Below are 16474 nucleotides of genomic sequence, written 5' to 3' on the forward strand. Positions count from 1 at the left end.
AAATCTTTGGACTTACGTCATCATCCGGTATTAGCAGTCGTTTCCAACTGTTATTCCGAACCAAGGGGCAGATTCCCACGCGTTACGCACCCGTGCGCCACTAAACCCGAAGGCTTCGTTCGACTTGCATGTGTTAGGCATGCCGCCAGCGTTCATTCTGAGCCATGATCAAACTCTCAAGTTTATGCCACCATCACGTCGCAGTGGAATTCCACGACACGACAGCTCATCTCAAGGAGCCGCTCTACACAAAATTCTTCAGACGACCCGCGCAGTTCGAAAACCGCACAGACCGTCCATTACGTATGGATACGTGAAGGACATATGAGAACGACTTAGCTTTAAACGATTATCCAGAGCCTTGAGGACCCCAGAAACCGCAAGCCGCCGCCCACATGTCCCTTCATCTAAACCTACAATGTCAAATAGCCGACAAAAATACCGACACTCGCATAACCTCCCTCGCGGAAGGCTTGGAGCATCTGGTTGTTTGCGACCTCAGCAACCAGACCGTGTGGCCGTTCGCTGCGGTGACACCCCTCTAGGGCCCATCCCCAACCCCGTCAAATGCAAATTTCACTTTTATGGCAATTTTTGCGAACTGGCGCGCTGCGGAGCTTCTAGACCGCCCTACCCCAGTTCCTGCCCCTCCCGATGGGCCGGGTCGTGCAATTCCGCGACCCGGTACCGTGGTAGAGACCGCTTCGCCTTATTCACCTTATTCAAACGCGAAATGAAAAACGAAAAAGCCGGCGCACGCTGATTGCGTACGCCGGCTTTATCTTCCGCCAATCCGACATGGGTCGGACAGGAATTACTTGCGAAGCGTGAGACCGCCACCGAAGCGCTTGTTGAAGCGGGCGACCTGGCCACCGGTGTCGAGCATCGTGCCACGACCGCCGGTCCACGCCGGATGAGCGAGCGGGTCGATTTCGAGCGTCATCACATCACCTTCCTTACCCCAGGTCGACCGGGTCTGGTACTTAGTACCATCGGTCATCTGGATCGTGATCATGTGATAGTCGGGATGCGTATCGGCCTTCATCGTATGTCTCCGGTATAAACGGCTGGTTCCGACCAGCCTAAAGCACGGCGGGCCCGTACACACAGCAGAGCCGTGATGCAAGCGAGCCCCCCGTTTTGGCAATTACGCCTTAGGCGGATCGGCGATCATCGCGGTAAAATTCGCTCCCGCCACCAGCTGACCGTCAACCAGGGCGCGCCCTGCGAATTTACAGACGCTTGCGCGCTTCTGCACGAACGTCACGTCGAGCTGAAGCAGAACCCCGGGCTCGACCGGCTTGCGGAACTTCGCACCGTCGATCGCCATGAAATAGACGAGCTTTCCCGAACCTGCGAGACCGAGCGATTCGACCGCCAAGATGCCGGCGGCTTGCGCCATTGCCTCGACGATCAGCACGCCGGGCATGATCGGCCTGCCAGGGAAATGCCCCTGAAAAAACTGCTCGTTCATCGACACCGCCTTGATCGCGCTGATCGATGTGTCGGGGACGAGATCCACGACACGATCAACCAGCAACATCGGATAGCGGTGGGGCAATGCCGCCATCACCCGGCCGATATCGAGCGGTCCGCTCGATCGACCGGGCGCAGCGTCAGCCACGTCGACGTTCACGTTATCCGTGCTCACCGACGATGTTCTCAGCGGCCCTGCGGCGTCGTGCGCGCGGGGGTCGCGCGGGCGGGTGCCGCTGCGGCAGGTGCGGCTGCCCCACCCTGCTGGCCCTGCTGGTTCGGCTGCCAGCCGGCGGGCGGCGTGATGCCGACGGTCGGGACGAGACGGTCGAGCTCGGCCGTGATCGACGCCGTGATATCGGCAGCCGGCTGTGCGAACAATGCGGCATCCGGACGAAGCAGCAGGGTCACGTTCTTGGCGCGGACAGCATTGCTGACCGCATCGCCGAGCTTCGCCTGGATCTGTTCGATGACATATTGCTGGGCGCGCTGTGCCGGCTGGGTCAGACGGGCGAGTTCCTGGTTTGCCGCGGTCTCGCGTGCCTGGATCGCCTGAGCCTGGCTCTGGAGCGACGCCGCATTCGGGGTCGGCGCGCGCTGTGCGGTCTGGAAGGCGGTCACGAGCGGCTGCAGTTCACGGGCGATCGCCTGGCGGCGGGTCTCGGCCTGGTCGAGCTGTGCCTTGTAGGTCGTCTCGATCTGGCCACGCGCGGTGGTCCAAGCCTTGGAGCCTGCGATCGCGCCCTGCGGGTCGGCGACCGCGATACCCGAAACCTGGGCCTGCGCCGGTGCGACGATCGCCGCCGGTGCGAGCACGGCTGCGGCGAGAAGAAGCGTCTTGAACGTCGTCATCAGAACTGTGTCCCTACGTTGAAAGTAATAAGCTTGGGGTCATCACCCGGCTGCGTCAGGATCGCCTTGGCGAGATCGATACGCAGCGGGCCGAATGGCGAATTCCAGTTCACGCCGATACCCACCGACAGACGCGGTCGCGGCGAGTTGCCAAGGAACGTCTCCTTGAACGGCGCGATCGCGCTGGTCGCGATGACATTGGCCTCGGCACCCGCGCAGGCACCGCCGAGCGTATCGGAATAGCCCGTCTGACACGTCGTTGCCCGCTGCGCCGTTTCGGTCGCGCCGGTCGGCGTGTAGGTGTTGAAATAGAGCTGGCGGCCTGCGCTGTCGAACAGCGGCGTGTTGATCGGCAACACGGTGACATTGCCGGCCGCGTCGACCGACGTTGGGAAGACCGCGGTTGGCAATGGCTTGGTGATGCCGAACAGGCTGCCGATCTGCGCGTAGATGGTCGGGCGAAGCCCCAGTTCGCGCGCGCCAGAGCCCAGCGGAATCTCGATTTCGGCACGAGCCAGATAATAAGCCCGGCCGCCGAGCGCGTCATCGACGATCTGGTTGCGATCGGTCACCACGGTCTGCGTACCATCGGCCGCAGTGACATATTGCTGGCGCAGGACTCGCGGACCGACGCCGCGAATGTCGAAACCACGGAATTGCGGCTCGCCCAGATAGAAGCGATCGGTGATGCGGACGCGGTCGACGCCCTCGCCACGGCTCTTCTCGAGCGAGTGGATATAGCCGCCTTCCGCGATGATCGAACCGATAAAGCCGCTGCCGAGGTTCCAGAATTTGGATCCTTCGGCGCGCGTACGGATATACTTCACGTCGCCGCCCAGACCGGCAAAGTCCTGGCTGAACGAGAAGCGTTGCCCGGCGGTCGGACGCAAACGGCTGTTCAGCGTATCGTAGATCAGCGAATAGCCGATCGACGACGTCCAGCGATTGCCGAGTGCCTCACAGAGGTAGCGCCCGGCCTTGAGCGGGTCGCAGACGCCGTTGGTGAAATAGGACGCCTGATCGAGGCCGACCTCGTCATAGGACAGGCCGTAGCGGCCCGACAGCGACCAGAACTCCGTCAGCGGCACGCCGGCACGGATCTGGAAGCCCGTCGAGACCTGTGAATAGGTCGTCTGGCGGTCGTTCCCGACATAGTTGAAAGAATTGTAATCGCGCCGGAATATGTCGCCACCGAGCGCGATGTTCTTGTCGAATAGATAGGGCTCGGTGAAACCAAGCTCGATCGACTTGGAATAGCTGGAATAGTTCACGCCGGCGCGCAGTTCCTGGCCCTTGCCGCGGAAATTGCGCTGCGTGATGTTCGCCTGGATGATGAACCGCTCGAGACTCGAATAGCCCGCCGACAGCTGCAATTCGCCCGTCGAGCGCTCTTCCAGATTGGTTTCAAGGATCACGCGATCGGGCGCGGAGCCCGGCGTCTGCTTGATCTCCATCTTGTCCTGGAAATAACCGAGCGAGTTGATGCGATCCTGCGAGCGCTTCACCTGGAAGCTGTTGAACGCGTCGCCCTCGGCAAGACGGATCTCGCGACGCACGACCTTGTCCTGCGTCTGCGAATTGCCATTGATCTCGACGCGCTCGACATAGGTGCGCTTGGCTTCGGCGATATTGAAGTTGATACCCATGGTCAGGGTATCGACGTCCTTCTGGAACTCCGGGTTCACCTCGGTGAACGCATAGCCGAACAGGCCCGCGGTCTGGCTCAGATTGTCGACCGAATCCTCGACGAGCTTCGCGTTATACCACTCGCCCTTCTTGAGCGGCAGCGTCGAGGCGAGCTTCTTGTTGTCGAAGTCGCGGATCTGGCTGTCGACGGTCACGTCGCCGAATTTGTAGCGCTTCCCCTCCTCCACCACGTAGGTGATGATGAAGTCCTTCTTGTCCGGCGTCAGCTCGGCGACCGCGGACGTGACGCGGAAATCGGCATAGCCCTCGGTCAGGTAAAACTGGCGCAGCTTCTGCTGGTCATAGCTCAGGCGATCCTGATCGTAGCTGGTCGCCGAGGACAGGAGGCGGAACAGCCGCGCCTGCTTGGTCGCCATCTGGCCGCGGATCTTGTCGTCCGAAAACACCTCGTTGCCGAGGATGTTGATCTGGCGGACCTTGGACTTCGGGCCTTCGCTGATCTCGAACACGACATCGACGCGGTTCTGGTCGAGATTGACCATCTTCGGATCGACCACCGCGGCGAAGCGGCCCTGCCGGCGATAGAGCTCGATGATCCGGGCAATATCCTGGCGGACCGCGGTGCGCGTGAAGATCTGCCGCGGCGCGAGCTTGATCTCTTTCGTGATCTTGTCCGCCTTGAGCGCCTTGTTGCCCTCGAGAATCACGCGGTTAATGATCGGATTCTCGCGGATACGCAGGACGATATTGCCGTCCTCGACCCCGGCGATCGAATAATCCGCGAACAGGTCGCTTGCCTGCAGGTCCTTGAGCGCCTGATCGAGCGTCTCGGCCGTGTACGGAATGCCGACGCGGAGCTTGGTGTAGCTCAACACGGTCTCGGGCTCGATGCGCTGCGAGCCTTCGACACGCAAAGTCTTGATCAGAGTCTGGGATACAGGCGCCGCTACGGGCGTTGTAGGAGCAGATGCAGGGGCAGCCGCCTGTGCACGCGGCGGACCGGATCGTGCCTGAGCCGCGGGCGCGGCGCCGGTAGGCGCAACCTGTGCCCAGACCGGCACGCCGGACAGCATCGTACCTGCCAGGAGCAGGGCGCCGTTACGCGCCAAAGTGTAACCGTTGATTGCTGTCACCAAACCCACCCCAAGAAACTTGCATACGCAAGGGCGCGCCCGCCCTGCCCTAACCGCGTCAGCCGATCAAGCCGGCCAGATTCTTCCACAACCCGAAATTGCCGAGATCGTTGAAGGTCACGAGAAGCATCAATGCGAGGATCGCCGCAAGACCGCCGCGATACGCCCATTCCTGAACGTCGGGACCGACGGGCTTTCGCCGGACTGCCTCTATCGCATAAAATAGCAAATGTCCGCCATCAAGCATCGGCACTGGCAGCAGGTTGATGAACCCCAGATTGATGGACACCAGCGCAATCAGAAAGACATAGGCATCGAGGCCGAGCGACATCTGCTCGCCCGAGACCTTGGCGATACTGAGCGGTCCGCCAAGCTCCTTGACGGAGCGACGGCCCGAAATCACCTGGCCTAGCGTCTCGACCATCATCGAGACGATCTCGCCCGTCCGCTTCACCGAGACGGCCGGTGCTTCGAGCAAGCCGACGCGAACGACGATGGGTTTGCCACCGGCGATCCCGAGCCGGCCGATCCGATATTCATTCCCGAACCGGTCGCGCTGGAGCTCGGTACCGATCACGACATCGCGCGATACCAGTCGTCCATCACGCAGTACATCAATGCGGGTGCGTTCTCCCGCACGGATGCGGGCATAGCGTGCCATGTCGTCGAAGGTTTCGACCGAACGCCCGCCCAGCGCGGTGACCCGGTCGCCCTGTTGCAGACCGGCGAGTGCCGCCGCACTGCCCGGAACGGTGGCCCCGATCACCGGCGGCATCCGGACGTCGCCATAAGCGAGCGCGAATCCGGCGAGGATGACGATTGCGACGACGAAATTGACCACCGGACCTGCGGCAACGACAATCGCGCGCTGCCAAACCGGTTTCGACTGGAATGTCCGCTGACGTTCGTCGGCAGGCAAGGCGAGCCATTCGGCGGAAGGCTGGCTTGCCGGGGTCATGTCCCCGGCGAATTTCACATAACCGCCAAGCGGCAGCCAGCCGAATTTCCAGCGTGTGCCGCGACGATCGGTAAAGCCCGCGATCTCGCGTCCGAACCCGATCGCAAAGGCATCGGCCTTGATCCCGAATATCCGTCCAGCGAGATAATGGCCCATCTCGTGAACGAACACGAGCGGTCCGATGACGAGCATAAAGGACAGGATCGTCAGCAGGATACCGGGCGTTTCGATCAAACCACGCAATCCTTCACACGCTCGCTCGCAAGGCGCCGCGCCTCGGCGTCGATGGCCAGAACGGCATCGACGCTATCCGGTGCGGCCGGATCGTAGCGTATCAGCGTATCCTCCACGATTGCGGCAATTTCGAGGAAGCCGATCCGGCGGTTGAGAAAGGCGTCGACCGCGACCTCGTTCGCCGCGTTGAGGATCGCCGGGCGCCCCCCGCCCGCGTCCAGTGCTTCGCGGGCCAGCCGCAGTGCGGGAAACCGGACCGGATCGGGCGCCGCAAAATCGAGTCGGCCGATGCCGACGAGATCGAGCGGCGCCATCGGTGTCGCCATCCGGTCGGGCCAGGCCAGGGTATGTGCGATCGGCGTGCGCATGTCAGGCGGGCCGAGCTGCGCGAGAACCGAGCCATCGACATAGTCGACCAGGCTGTGAATCACCGACTGCGCATGGATGACGATCTCGATCCGGTCGGGAGCGATCGGGAACAGCCGGGCGGCCTCGATCAGTTCGAGCCCCTTGTTCATCATCGTCGCCGAATCGACCGAAATCTTGGCGCCCATCGACCAGTTGGGATGCTTGACCGCCTGTTCGAGCGTCACGCCGCGCATCTGATCGGTCGTCCAGTCGCGGAAGGGCCCGCCGCTGCACGTCAGGATAATCCGCCGCACGCCTTCGGGCCGCGCGGCATCAAAGCATTGGAAAATTGCGTTATGCTCGGAATCTGCCGGGAGCAGGGTCGCCCCGGACCGCGCAGCTGCGCGCAAGATGACGTCGCCCGCGGAGACCAGCGGCTCCTTGTTCGCGATGACGACCGTGCCGCCCTGCTCGATTGCCGACAGGACGGGCTTGAGGCCCGCACAGCCGACGATCGCGCCCATCGTCCAGTCGGCGCCCGATGCGGCGGCCTCGGCGATCGCGTCCGCACCGCCACCGGCGCGGACACCCGTTCCCGCCAGCGCCGCCTGCAACTCTGGCAGGCACTGCTCGTCGGCAACCACCGCGAATTCGGCGCGGGTCCGGATCGCGGCCGCAGCGAGCCGTGCGACGTCGCAATTCGCGGTCAGTGCAACGACGCGAAAACGATCGGGCTCGCGTTCGACGAGATCGAGCGTCGACGTACCGACCGACCCGGTCGCACCGAGAATCGTGACGCTTTTCATGAGTATAAGCTCGGCAACATGATGAGTAACGCCGCGACGGGGGCGACCGGGACGAGCCCATCGAGACGGTCCATCACGCCGCCATGCCCGGGCAGCGTATTGCCGCTGTCCTTGACGCCTGCGACGCGCTTCAACCAGCTTTCGTACAGGTCCCCCATCTGCGCCAGCGCCGCGAGAAACGGCGTGGCGACCGCAAGATGGAACGGCAGCGCATATTCAACGTGAAGGATCGCCGCGACGATGCCCGCGAGCACCACGCCGCCAATCAGGCCCGACCAGGTCTTGTTCGGGCTGATCACGGGTGCAAGCTTGGGTCCGCCGAGTGAGCGTCCGGTGAAGAACGCGCCGATATCGCACGCCCATACCAGCGACAGCGCCCAGAGCGTCAGCAGCACGCCGTCCTCCTGACGCCGGATGATCATCAGCGCGAGCACGGGTAGCCCGCAATAGATAATTCCGAGCGCCAGCGGAGGCTTACGCGTGGTGATGACGACGAAGAACGCCGCCCCGGCAAGCAGGCCGAGCGTGAAGAAGTCGTGCACGACGAGGATCAGCGAGGCCGGCGCCATCAGCGCGAGCGGCACGGACAACGCGAACTGCGTCATGCGCCTGGTTTTCGCGTCGGCGCCCTGCAGCATCGCCCATTCGGCCATCATGAACAGCGCGGCCACCACGCCGAGCAGCCAGAAGGCGATGCCGCCCAGCGTCAGCGCGATGCTCGCGACGACGATCATGCCGACGCTCGCGATCATCCGGAGCTTGAGGTTGGATGGTGTGCGAAGCGCCTGATCGGGGGCCCGTTCGGGATCGGTAAGCGTCACAGCCCACCGTAGCGGCGTTGCCGCACGCCAAAGGCCGCAACGGCCTCGGCCAGCGCGTCGCCATCGAAATCGGGCCAGAGCGTGTCGACGAACAGCAGTTCGGCATAAGCCGCCTGCCACAACAGGAAATTCGACAGGCGTTGTTCGCCCGAGGTGCGGATCATCAGGTCCAGCGGGGGAAGATCGCGCGTGTCGAGTTCGCCCTCGACCATCGCCGCGTCGATGCTTGCCGGATCGAGCACCCCGTCGCGCGCGCGTTCCGCAAGCCTGCGGGCCGCGAGCACGAGTTCGGCATGGGCGCCGTAGTTGAGTGCGATCGCGAGCAGCGGACCGGTATTGGCCGCGGTCCGCGCGATCGCATCGTCGACCATCGCGACCAGATCGGGCGAAAAGGCGTGGTAGTCGCCGATGACGCGCAGACGGACATTCTCGCGGGTCAGCTCGTCGAGATCGCTGCGGATGAAATGCCGCAGCAACCCCATGAGATCGCTGACCTCTTCCGCAGGACGGCGCCAGTTTTCCGACGAGAACGCATAGAGCGTGAGCGCCTCGATCCCCATCGCGCGCGCCGCGCGGGTGACGTTTCGCACCGCATCGACGCCCGCCTTGTGGCCGGCAAAGCGGGGGAGGAAGCGCTTCTTCGCCCACCGCCCATTGCCGTCCATGATGATCGCGACATGGCGCGGCACCGCGCCGCCCCCAGGAACGGCGACGAGCGACGCAGCCTGGGAGGCTCCGGCCGAAGCAGCGCCAAGCGGCCTCACTTGCCCAGGATTTCCTTTTCCTTGGCGCCCGCGGTCGCGTCGAGATCGGCGATCGTGCTGTCGGTGAGCTTCTGCACCTCGACTTCGTGACGCTTGCGCTCGTCCTCGCCGAACACGCCCTTCTTCTCGTCGACCTTCAGCGAGTCCATCCCGTCGCGGCGGACGTTACGGACTGCAATGCGGGCCTTTTCAGCATATTGGCCGGCGAGCTTGGCAAGTTCCTTGCGGCGCTCCTCGGTCAGATCGGGAATCGGCAGACGCAGCGTCTGGCCGTCGACGATCGGGTTGAGACCCAGCCCAGCGGAGCGGATCGCCTTGTCGGTCGGGCCGACATTCGACTTGTCCCAGACCTGCACCGACAGCATCCGCGGCTCAGGCGCCGACACGGTCGCGACCTGGTTGAGCGGCATCGACGAGCCGTAGACCGTGACCATCACCGGATCGAGCAGCGCGGTCGACGCGCGGCCGGTGCGAAGCCCCGCCAGATCATGCTTCAGCGCTTCGACGGCACCCGCCATGCGGCGTTCCAGGTCGCTCTTGTCATACGCTGCCATCTTAACTCTCCTGCTCGTTCTGGACGATCGTCGACACGCCATCACCCGCCAGCACCGCGGCAAGATTGCCGGGTTCGCGGATGTTGAAGACGACGATCGGGATATTGTTGTCGCGGCACAGAGCGATCGCGCTCGCGTCCATGACCTTGAGGTCCTCGGACAGCACCGTGCTGTACGAGATCGTCTCGTAGCGCGTTGCGTCCGGGTCCTTTTTCGGATCGGCGCTGTAGACGCCGTCGACCGACGTGCCCTTGAACAGCGCGTCGCACTTCATCTCGGCAGCACGCAGCGCGGCGCCCGAATCGGTGGTGAAATAGGGGCTGCCGACACCGGCGGCGAAGATCACGACGCGGCCCTTTTCAAGGTGCCGTTCGGCGCGACGCCGGATGAAGGGTTCGCAGACGCTCGCCATCGGGATCGCCGACTGGACGCGCGTGTCGATGCCGATCTGCTCGAGCGCGTTCTGCACCGCGAGCGCGTTCATGACGGTCGCGAGCATGCCCATATAATCGGCGGTCGCGCGCTCGAAACCCTTGGCGGCGGCGGCGAGGCCACGGAAGATGTTGCCACCCCCGACGACGATGCAGATCTCATAGCCCTTGGCGCGGACGTCGGCGATCTCGCCGGCGACACGTGCGGTGACGGTGGGATCGATCGAAAGACCGGCGGGTCCCATCAGGACTTCGCCCGACAGTTTGAGCAAAATGCGTTTGAAGCGCGGAGGCGTCATAAATCTCGAATTGTGATTGGCGGGGCGGCGCGGACCTTAGGCGGCGAGGCCGGGGATGTGAAGCGCTGCGACGTGCCTGTGTGGACTCTGAGCGATCAGGAGACGGAAAATCGTCGACCGCAGGAGGGCGCGCGAGGGGAAATGCCGTCATTTCCGCGGGAACGGACGCCCATAGGGGGTGGATCGCGAGCGAACACCGATTGCATAGGGTCTGGATCCCCGTCTGCGCGGGGATGACGGAGTAGTACGCGGTTACTCCGTGATCCTTCTCCCCTCGGGGAGACGGTGGACCAGCGGGGCCGGATGAGGGGCGTGAGGTTCGAGACCTCGCCACTCCCCTCACCCTTCCCACGGCCAAGTGGCCGTGGGCCCCTTCCCTCTCCCCGGACGGGAGAGGGAGGGCGTTGTTACGCCTGCGGAACGCCCGAGGCGGCAGCGACTTCGGCGGCGAAGTCGGACTGTTCCTTCTCGATGCCTTCGCCGAGCTGGAAGCGGACATAGTCCACCAGCTTGATCTCGGCGCCCGCGTCCTTGCCGGCCTTGGCGACGACGTCGGAGATCTTGGTCTTGCCGTCCATCACGAACAGCTGGCTGACCAGAGCATGCTCCTTGCGGTACTTGGCGATGCCGCCTTCGACCATCTTGGCAATGATATCAGCAGGCTTGCCCGATTCGGCGGCCTTCTCGGTCGCGATTGCGCGCTCACGCTCGATCTCGGCTTCGTCGAGATCCGCTTCGTTCAGCGCCTTCGGGAACGCCGCTGCGATGTGCATCGCGAGCTGCTTGCCGAGCGTCTGGAGCACCTCGTCCGAAGCCTCCGACTCGAGCGCGACGAGCACGCCGATCTTGCCGAGGCCCGGCGATGCCGCGTTGTGGATGTACGGAACGACCGCACCCTTGCTGACTTCGAGCGTGCGCGAACGGCGCAGCGACTGGTTCTCGCCGATCGTCGCGACGTTGTTCGTCAGGACTTCCTCGACGGTCTTGCCCGATGGCATCGGCTGCGTCTTGAGCGAATCGATGTCACCGCCGGTGGCGAGCGCGATCTGCGTCACGTCACGGACAAACGACTGGAACTGATCGTTCTTTGCGACGAAATCGGTTTCCGAGTTGACCTCGACCGCAGCACCCTTGGTGCCCGAGACGGCGACGCCGACGAGACCCTCGGCCGCGGTGCGGCTGGACTTCTTGGCGGCGGCGGCGAGACCCTTGGTCCGCAGCCAGTCCATCGCCTGCTCCATGTCGCCGGCGTTCTCGCTGAGCGCCTTCTTGCAGTCCATCATGCCCGCGCCGCTCTTTTCGCGCAGATCCTTGACCATTGCTGCCGTGATATCAGCCATGTCCGTAAATCCTCTTTAGTCTGAATGTAGTTGCGGGCGAGGTAAGGCCAGATGCCCTACCCCGCCCGCATGACGGTTCGGCGACGACGCTTATGCGTCGATCTGGCGCTCACCCTCGGCCGCGAACTCTGCGGCGGTCTCGGCATTCGCCGCAACCTGCGTCGTGTCGGCGGTCGGCTCGACGATCGGCTCGGCGATCGCCTCTTCCTTCGGCGGCTCGACCATTGCGCCGATGTCGGCACCGGTCCGGCGCTGCTGCTCCTGGCCACCACGAGTCGCTGCGATTGCAATGGCTTCGCAGTAGAGGCGGATGGCGCGGGCGGCGTCGTCGTTTGCGGGCACCGGGAAGGCGATTCCGTCCGGCGAGACGTTCGAATCGAGGATCGCGACGACGGGAATACCCAGCGTGTTGGCTTCCTTGATCGCCAGCTCTTCCTTGTTCGCGTCGATCACGAACATCACGTCGGGAATGCCGCCCATGTCGCGGATGCCGCCGAGCGAAAGCTCGAGCTTGTCCTTCTCGCGGGTGAGCTGGAGCACTTCCTTCTTGGTCAGGCCGACGGTGTCACCCGACAGCATTTCCTCGAGCGTCTTCAGACGCTTGATCGAACCCGAAATGGTCTTCCAGTTGGTGAGCATGCCGCCCAGCCAGCGATGGTTGACGAAGTGCTGGCCTGCGCGACGTGCGGCGTCGGCGACGGGTTCCTGCGCCTGGCGCTTGGTGCCGACGAACAGGACCTTGCCACCGCCGGCGACGGCCGACGACACGAATTCGAGCGCGCGCGCGAAGAGCGGCACGGTCTGCGAGAGGTCGAGGATGTGGACGCCGTTGCGGTCACCGAAGATGTAAGGCTTCATCTTGGGGTTCCAGCGATGCGTCTGGTGACCAAAATGTGCGCCCGTTTCAATGAGCTGCTGCATCGAGACGACTGGTGCCGCCATAGGATATGTCCTTCCGGTTGTGCCTCTGGGAAGCGGATGACGTGCCGGCCGAATGACCGAAACGCACCGGGCTATGATGCCTCCCATGCGGGGTTAGAGGCGCGGCCCTTAGCCGGGGACCGCGCCAAATGCAACGGCTTACCGCCGACTTGACAAAAGAACGCAATAAGAACATAACGGGGCCAGAACAGAACAGAGGTTCGACTCGGCGCAGAATCACCCCGGAACGGCGGTGATCCAAATGCGACGAACGGAACGATGTTTTCGACCGGGTGTTGCGAACCTTAACACAATGTTCGCATTTGCAGGGAAGGCGAGCGGGAAGATGAGCGGGATGATGATAGTGAGCTTCATGGTGTTCTCGGGGTCGTTCGCAGTCGCGACCGCGGTGATCCTGACGTCGATCGCACCGCAATGGTCGCGCATCGTCAGCTTGGCATCGGGCAATGTCGAGCCGGCCTTCGCCCCGCTGCAGACGCTCGCGCGGGCCGAGCGCCGCATCGCGGTCCGCCGCTGGTCTTCGACCGGCATGCCGCAGCCGTCACAGCGCTGGAATGCCGCCGCCTGAACTTTGGCGGTGTGACCTGGGGGCCTGTCGACAGGCGCCTTGCTGACCCGCGGGCGTGGTCGGCTTGTGGATTACACGGAGTCCGCCTGGGGATCGTCCGCCCCGGGCCAGCAGGCCCGGGGCTCGATCGGCCGGATCAGAGACCCGGCTTGGAGGATGTCTCGCCGCTACGGACGCCGGCGCGCTGGCGGCGGACCCTGGCATAGCTGGCGATGCTGAACGGCATCGAGACGATATAGAGAAGGCAGATGAGGCTGAGCGTGTGCCACGGGGCGCTGACGAGCGCGGCACCGAGCAGGACGACGAGTGCGATCGCCTCGAACCGGACGTTGCGACGCAGCTTGAGCGAACTCCACGACCAGGTCGCGATGCTCGACACCATCAGCAGCGCGACGAACGCGATCCAGGGTGCGACGAGATAGGGCGAAGCGAAGAGCGGTTCGTCGGTCCAGAACCAGAAGAACATCGGCATGAGCGCGAGGCCTGCGCCGGCAGGCGCGGGAACACCGGTCAGGAAGCCTGCGGACTTGTGCGGCTGATGGCTTTCGTCGATCTTGGCGTTGAAGCGCGCGAGCCGGAGCGCGCAGAACACGGCGAAGATCAGCGCACAGATCCAGCCCATCCGCGGCAGCGCGGCGAGCGACCAGAGATAGACGATCAGTGCAGGGGCGACCCCGAAGGAGATCGCATCGGACAGCGAATCGAGTTCCGCGCCGAACCGGCTCTCGCCGTGGAGCATGCGCGCGATCCGGCCGTCGAGCCCGTCGAGCACGCCCGCGACCATGATCATCGCGACCGCGCTTTCCCATTGGCCGCCGATCGCGAACCGGACGCCGCTGAGACCCGAGCACAAAGCGAGCGCGGTGACCGCATTGGGTGCGACCGCGCGGAGCGGCAGACCGCGACGCGGCCGGCGCGCCCGCATCGCGCGGCCCGCCGCCTGCGACTCGTCGGCGCGGCTGGCGGATCCGTAAGACGTCCCGTCCCGATCGTTCACCGGACCATCATTCGAAGGACCATCGATCACTGGGCAATGCCGCCGACGGGCACGCCGCCGACCCGGCCGAGCACGGTCTCGCCGGCGATGCTGCGCTGGCCGAGACAGACCTGGGGCACGACATGATCGGGGAGATAGACGTCGACGCGGCTGCCGAATCGGATGAGCCCGATCCGCTGGCCGACCGCGACCATGTCACCCGCCTTGACGAAGCCCAGGATGCGGCGCGCGACGAGCCCGGCGATCTGGGTGAAGCCGATCCGCATGCCGTTGCGATCCTCGACCACGAAATGCTGGCGCTCATTTTCCTCGGACGCCTTGTCGAGATCGGCGTTGAGGAACTTGCCCGAGATATAGACGACCTGGCGGATCGTGCCCGCAATCGGCGTGCGGTTGATGTGCACGTCGAACACCGACATGAAGATCGACACGCGCACCAGCGGCGCGTCGCCCAGACCATTCTCGCCCGCGAGCTCACGCGGGATGGGGACGCGCTGGATCATCGTGATCAGCCCGTCGGCGGGGGCGACGATCAGCCCCTCGCCCTGCGGCGTGGTGCGGACGGGGTCGCGAAAAAAGGTCGCGACCCAGATCACGACGCCGACCATCGGCCAGAACAGCACATGGCTGAGCATCGTCAGCAGCAATGTGATGCCGGTCGCGATGGCGACGTATTTATAGCCTTCCGGATGGACTGCGGGAAATCGCCATTTGACCGTGGAGGTCGTGACGGGCGGCTTGTCGAGCGATGCCATAGCGTGCGGGTCTATCCGTGCCGGACGCGCGATACAACGATGAACAGCCTTTTCGCGACAGGACCGTGGGTTGCGCAAGGTTGCTCGAGGTTGCTTCGCGCGACATTCGGCAGTCGATCGGCGCGCGCCCGACGGTTGATCGCCGGGGCGCGCTCCCCTAGACGCTCCCCCAACCCCCTCCCCCGAAGGACGATATATGGCGAAGATCAAGGTTAAGAATCCGATCGTGGAGATCGACGGCGACGAGATGACCCGGATCATCTGGGAATGGATCCGCGAGCGCCTGATCAAGCCGTATCTCGACATCCAGCTCGATTATTACGATCTCGGCGTCGAGCATCGCGACGCGACCGACGACCAGGTGACGATCGACAGCGCGCTCGCCACGCAGAAGCACGGCGTCGCGGTCAAGTGCGCGACGATCACGCCCGACGAGCAGCGCGTGACCGAGTTCGGCCTGAAGAAGATGTGGAAGTCGCCGAACGGCACGATCCGCAACATCCTGGGCGGGACGATCTTCCGCGAGCCGATCGTGATCAAGAACGTCCCCCGCCTGATCCCGGGCTGGACCCACCCGATCGTCGTCGGCCGCCATGCGTTCGGCGACCAGTATCGCGCGACCGATTTCCTCGTCCCCGGCCCCGGCAAGCTGCGCCTGGTGTTCGAAGGCGATGACGGCGCGACGATCGACCGCGAAGTGTTCCAGTTCCCGTCGGCGGGCGTCGCGATGGCGATGTACAATCTCGACGACTCGATCCGCGATTTCGCGCGCGCGTCGATGCATTACGGCCTGAACCTGAAATGGCCGGTGTACCTGTCGACCAAGAACACGATTCTGAAGGCCTATGACGGCCGCTTCAAGGACCTCTTCGCCGAGGTTTTCGAGAGCGAATTCAAGGACAAGTTCAAGGAAGCGGGCATCGTCTACGAGCATCGCCTGATCGACGACATGGTCGCGTCGGCGCTGAAGTGGAACGGCGAGTTCGTGTGGGCGTGCAAGAACTATGACGGCGACGTCCAGTCGGACCAGGTCGCACAGGGCTTCGGCTCGCTGGGTCTGATGACCTCGATCCTGCTGACCCCGGACGGCAAGACCGTCGAGGCCGAGGCCGCGCACGGCACGGTCACGCGCCACTTCCGCATGCACGAGCAGGGCAAGGCGACCTCGACCAACCCGATCGCGTCGATCTTCGCCTGGACCGGTGGCCTCAAGTATCGCGGCAAGTTCGACGACACGCCCGACGTGACGAAGTTCGCCGAGACGCTCGAGCGCGTCTGCGTCCAGACGGTCGAGAACGGCCACATGACCAAGGATCTCGCGATCCTGATCGGGCCGGACCAGCCCTGGATGACGACCGAGCAGTTCTTCGAGCAGGTCCGCTCGAACCTCGAAGCCGAAATGGCCAACTGGGCCTGACGGACGGCCCCTCCCGGAAACGGGAGGGGCCTTTTTTTTGGGTGCGGGTTGCGTGATGGCGGCCTTCCGTGACGCCGCGCGCTCACGGCGCTGCGAGGCTCGGCCGGCCCGGCGTCCACGGCCCTCCCGGCT

General features: G+C 64.1%; 16 protein-coding genes and 1 rRNA gene (1 of these 17 cut by a window edge). 2 read left to right on the forward strand and 15 right to left on the reverse strand.

Features of this window, described 5'->3' with window-relative positions; translation table 11 throughout:
- The 13 genes from NEF64_RS12510 to rpsB form a co-directional block, all read right to left on the reverse strand.
- Nucleotides 1-184 (reverse strand): 16S ribosomal RNA (locus tag NEF64_RS12510) (it extends 1303 nt beyond the left edge of the window).
- Between the two features lie 630 nt (nucleotides 185-814).
- Nucleotides 815-1045, reverse strand: coding sequence for a 50S ribosomal protein L31 (gene rpmE, locus NEF64_RS12515; protein ID WP_031393312.1), 231 nt, complete (start codon nucleotides 1043-1045; stop codon nucleotides 815-817).
- 102 nt (nucleotides 1046-1147) lie between these two features.
- Nucleotides 1148-1651 (reverse strand): 3-hydroxyacyl-ACP dehydratase FabZ, encoded by a 504-nt coding sequence (gene fabZ, locus NEF64_RS12520; protein WP_414711891.1) that lies wholly within the window; start codon nucleotides 1649-1651, stop codon nucleotides 1148-1150.
- Nucleotides 1652-1662: 11 nt separating this feature from the next.
- Nucleotides 1663-2328 carry an OmpH/Skp family outer membrane protein gene (locus NEF64_RS12525; protein ID WP_031439361.1) on the reverse strand — a complete coding sequence of 222 codons (666 nt, stop codon included), beginning with the start codon at nucleotides 2326-2328 and terminating at the stop codon, nucleotides 1663-1665.
- The gene (gene bamA, locus NEF64_RS12530) at nucleotides 2328-5048 is read right to left on the reverse strand and encodes an outer membrane protein assembly factor BamA (RefSeq protein WP_081877562.1); all 2721 of its coding nucleotides are present in this window, start codon (nucleotides 5046-5048) and stop codon (nucleotides 2328-2330) included. The genes NEF64_RS12525 and bamA overlap by 1 nt, the downstream gene beginning before the upstream one ends.
- A gap of 118 nt (nucleotides 5049-5166) precedes the next feature.
- On the reverse strand, nucleotides 5167-6300 hold the full coding sequence (rseP, locus tag NEF64_RS12535; protein WP_031394217.1) for an RIP metalloprotease RseP: 1134 nt from the start codon (nucleotides 6298-6300) through the stop codon (nucleotides 5167-5169).
- A complete protein-coding gene (locus tag NEF64_RS12540) occupies nucleotides 6297-7454 on the reverse strand; it encodes a 1-deoxy-D-xylulose-5-phosphate reductoisomerase (RefSeq protein ID WP_056405632.1) in 1158 nt (385 codons plus the stop codon). The genes rseP and NEF64_RS12540 overlap by 4 nt, the downstream gene beginning before the upstream one ends.
- Entirely contained in the window at nucleotides 7451-8206 is a 756-nt protein-coding gene (locus tag NEF64_RS12545; protein WP_056405693.1) for a phosphatidate cytidylyltransferase, read from the reverse strand. The genes NEF64_RS12540 and NEF64_RS12545 overlap by 4 nt, the downstream gene beginning before the upstream one ends.
- Nucleotides 8207-8271: 65 nt before the next feature.
- The gene (locus NEF64_RS12550; protein ID WP_042466469.1) at nucleotides 8272-9039 is read right to left on the reverse strand and encodes an isoprenyl transferase; all 768 of its coding nucleotides are present in this window, start codon (nucleotides 9037-9039) and stop codon (nucleotides 8272-8274) included.
- A complete protein-coding gene (gene frr, locus NEF64_RS12555) occupies nucleotides 9036-9593 on the reverse strand; it encodes a ribosome recycling factor (protein WP_031394213.1) in 558 nt (185 codons plus the stop codon). Before frr ends, NEF64_RS12550 begins: the two co-directional genes overlap by 4 nt.
- Before the next feature lies 1 nt (nucleotide 9594).
- Nucleotides 9595-10323: a UMP kinase gene (pyrH, locus tag NEF64_RS12560; protein ID WP_056405631.1), complete on the reverse strand. Its 729-nt coding sequence runs from the start codon at nucleotides 10321-10323 to the stop codon at nucleotides 9595-9597.
- Nucleotides 10324-10730: 407 nt separating this feature from the next.
- On the reverse strand, nucleotides 10731-11663 hold the full coding sequence (tsf, locus tag NEF64_RS12565; RefSeq protein WP_056405630.1) for a translation elongation factor Ts: 933 nt from the start codon (nucleotides 11661-11663) through the stop codon (nucleotides 10731-10733).
- Nucleotides 11664-11753: 90 nt separating this feature from the next.
- Complete coding sequence (gene rpsB, locus NEF64_RS12570) at nucleotides 11754-12605, reverse strand: 30S ribosomal protein S2 (protein ID WP_056405629.1); 852 nt, start codon at nucleotides 12603-12605, stop codon at nucleotides 11754-11756.
- A 292-nt stretch (nucleotides 12606-12897) separates the two neighbouring features.
- Between rpsB and NEF64_RS12575 the strand changes: the two genes are divergently transcribed.
- Nucleotides 12898-13173: a hypothetical protein gene (locus NEF64_RS12575; protein ID WP_235516292.1), complete on the forward strand. Its 276-nt coding sequence runs from the start codon at nucleotides 12898-12900 to the stop codon at nucleotides 13171-13173.
- Between the two features lie 136 nt (nucleotides 13174-13309).
- Here the strand turns inward: NEF64_RS12575 and pssA are convergent, their stop codons facing one another.
- On the reverse strand, nucleotides 13310-14098 hold the full coding sequence (gene pssA / locus NEF64_RS12580) for a CDP-diacylglycerol--serine O-phosphatidyltransferase (protein WP_056405692.1): 789 nt from the start codon (nucleotides 14096-14098) through the stop codon (nucleotides 13310-13312).
- A gap of 98 nt (nucleotides 14099-14196) precedes the next feature.
- A complete protein-coding gene (locus NEF64_RS12585) occupies nucleotides 14197-14925 on the reverse strand; it encodes a phosphatidylserine decarboxylase (RefSeq protein ID WP_031440639.1) in 729 nt (242 codons plus the stop codon).
- Nucleotides 14926-15121: 196 nt separating this feature from the next.
- Here NEF64_RS12585 and NEF64_RS12590 point away from each other — a divergent pair, with 196 nt between their 5' ends.
- Nucleotides 15122-16342 carry an NADP-dependent isocitrate dehydrogenase gene (locus NEF64_RS12590; protein ID WP_031394019.1) on the forward strand — a complete coding sequence of 407 codons (1221 nt, stop codon included), beginning with the start codon at nucleotides 15122-15124 and terminating at the stop codon, nucleotides 16340-16342.
- The last annotated feature ends 132 nt before the right edge of the window (nucleotides 16343-16474 follow it).

Source organism: Sphingomonas aerolata (assembly GCF_023935825.1).
Taxonomy (GTDB): Bacteria; Pseudomonadota; Alphaproteobacteria; order Sphingomonadales; family Sphingomonadaceae; genus Sphingomonas; species Sphingomonas aerolata.

Bases quoted from the DNA above. Each gene is read 5' to 3' on its own strand.
- rpmE (WP_031393312.1), bottom strand. From the start codon at position 1,045: ATGAAGGCCGATACGCATCCCGACTATCACATGATCACGATCCAGATG.
- NEF64_RS12525 (WP_031439361.1), bottom strand. From the start codon at position 2,328: ATGACGACGTTCAAGACGCTTCTTCTCGCCGCAGCCGTGCTCGCACCG.
- bamA (WP_081877562.1), bottom strand. From the start codon at position 5,048: ATGCTGTCCGGCGTGCCGGTCTGGGCACAGGTTGCGCCTACCGGCGCC.
- NEF64_RS12540 (WP_056405632.1), bottom strand. From the start codon at position 7,454: ATGAAAAGCGTCACGATTCTCGGTGCGACCGGGTCGGTCGGTACGTCG.
- NEF64_RS12545 (WP_056405693.1), bottom strand. From the start codon at position 8,206: ATGATCGCGAGCGTCGGCATGATCGTCGTCGCGAGCATCGCGCTGACG.
- frr (WP_031394213.1), bottom strand. From the start codon at position 9,593: ATGGCAGCGTATGACAAGAGCGACCTGGAACGCCGCATGGCGGGTGCC.
- pyrH (WP_056405631.1), bottom strand. From the start codon at position 10,323: ATGACGCCTCCGCGCTTCAAACGCATTTTGCTCAAACTGTCGGGCGAA.
- tsf (WP_056405630.1), bottom strand. From the start codon at position 11,663: ATGGCTGATATCACGGCAGCAATGGTCAAGGATCTGCGCGAAAAGAGC.
- rpsB (WP_056405629.1), bottom strand. From the start codon at position 12,605: ATGGCGGCACCAGTCGTCTCGATGCAGCAGCTCATTGAAACGGGCGCA.
- NEF64_RS12575 (WP_235516292.1), top strand. From the start codon at position 12,898: ATGTTCGCATTTGCAGGGAAGGCGAGCGGGAAGATGAGCGGGATGATG.
- pssA (WP_056405692.1), bottom strand. From the start codon at position 14,098: ATGCGGGCGCGCCGGCCGCGTCGCGGTCTGCCGCTCCGCGCGGTCGCA.
- NEF64_RS12585 (WP_031440639.1), bottom strand. From the start codon at position 14,925: ATGGCATCGCTCGACAAGCCGCCCGTCACGACCTCCACGGTCAAATGG.
- NEF64_RS12590 (WP_031394019.1), top strand. From the start codon at position 15,122: ATGGCGAAGATCAAGGTTAAGAATCCGATCGTGGAGATCGACGGCGAC.